The organism is Mesorhizobium sp. M7A.F.Ca.CA.002.05.1.1 (genome assembly GCF_003998335.1).
Taxonomy (GTDB): domain Bacteria; phylum Pseudomonadota; class Alphaproteobacteria; order Rhizobiales; family Rhizobiaceae; genus Mesorhizobium.
In genome coordinates this window covers 1-1,448 of the sequence record NZ_RZQI01001192.1, presented here as the reverse complement: position 1 = coordinate 1,448, position 1,448 = coordinate 1, and the positions used below count along the sequence as shown (strand labels likewise).

General features: G+C 65.6%; 2 protein-coding genes. One reads left to right on the top strand and one right to left on the bottom strand.

Annotated features, from left to right (window positions below; translation table 11 throughout):
* The coding region (dgcA, locus tag EN939_RS34015; RefSeq protein WP_164751508.1) for an N-acetyl-D-Glu racemase DgcA at positions 1 to 944 on the bottom strand (944 nt) is incomplete at its 3' end.
* A 76-nt stretch (positions 945 to 1,020) separates the two neighbouring features.
* On the opposite strand from dgcA, the gene EN939_RS34010 reads away from it, so the two are divergent.
* A partial coding sequence (locus EN939_RS34010) for an STAS domain-containing protein (RefSeq protein WP_127271804.1) occupies positions 1,021 to 1,448 on the top strand: 428 nt, incomplete at its 3' end.

Sequence of the window (1,448 nt, the reverse complement as noted above, 5' to 3'; positions counted from 1 at the left end):
CCCTGGTAGACAAGGCCCGGTACCCGGTCGCGGGCAAGCAGCAGCGGACCGTCGAGGTCGACGAAATCGGCATGCTGGGCAAGCAGCACCGCCGGCGCCATCGCCAATGACGTGCCGACCATGCAGCCGACCATCACGCCGAAACCGAGTTCGCGGGCGCGATCGCGCAGCACCAGTGCCGCAGTCAGGCCCCCCGACTTGTCGAGCTTGATGTTGACGGCATCGTAGAGACCGACAAGCGCTTCGAGATTCTCAGCCTCGTGCACGCTTTCATCGGCGCAGATCGGCACGGGATGGGCGATATGGCGCAGGATTTCGTCATGACCGGCCGGCAGCGGCTGCTCGATCAGCGCGATGCCTTGTTCGGCGGCAAAGGCGAGGTTCGCAACGATGTTGTCGTCGCTCCAGCCCTCATTGGCGTCGAGGATGATGCGGCTGTCTGGCGCTGCCTGCCTGACCGCGCGGATGCGGGCGATGTCGTTGTCGCCGCCGATCTTGACCTTGAGCAGCGGCCGCGCCGCATTGGCGCGAGCCTGCGCCGCCATCGCCTCCGGCTCGCCCAGCGACAGCGTGTAGGCGGTTTCGAGCGCCTGCAAGGGAAGAGCACCTATCGCGACTGCTACCGAGGTTCCGCTGAGCTTTGCCTCCAGGTCCCACAGGGCGCAGTCTATGGCGTTGCGGGCGGCTCCGGCCGGCATAGCATCGAGCAAGGCGGTCCGGCTGATGCCACCGGCGATCCGGCCGCGCATGGCCTCGATCGCGTCGCGCACGCCCTCCATGGTCTCGCCATAGCGCTTGTAGGGGACGCATTCGCCGCGGCCGAGGTGGCCGCCCTCGCCGATCGTGCAGGAGATCACCTCGGCTTCGGTCTTGGAACCTCGCGAAATGGTGAAGGTTCCGGCGATGGGAAAACGCTCGGCCTCGACCGAAATGACACGCGCCATATTTTTCTGCTCCTGCTGTGCGACAAGCGTTGTCGGCAAATCGACAGGTCAGACCCGTCAGGCTAAACAGGACGCCATGTTGACCATCGGCAAGCGCGACGCAAGCGGCACGACCGCAGGGGAGGCTGACCACGAACCGCGCGTGGCGATCGGCGAGGAGGATGGCGTTCTTGGCTGCGCTTTCTCCGGAATCTGGACCACAAGGACCGTCGCGCTCATCGACGCCGACATGCGCAAGATCGAAAAGCGAAGCGGCTTCAAAACCTTGGCGCTCGATGTTTCCAAGATCGAGAAGATGGACACCGCCGGCGCCTGGCTGATCGACCGGCTGGTCAGCGCCTTCGAGAAGAAGGGCGTCGAGATCCAGATGCAAGGCCAGAGCGAGATCGCTTCGATCCTGCTCGAAGCTGTCGGCGAGGCCGTGCGGCGCGAACCCGAATCCGGCCCGGCGCGGCCGCCCAACATCGTCATTCGCGCGCTTGAGGCGGTCGCGCCGGGCCGGAT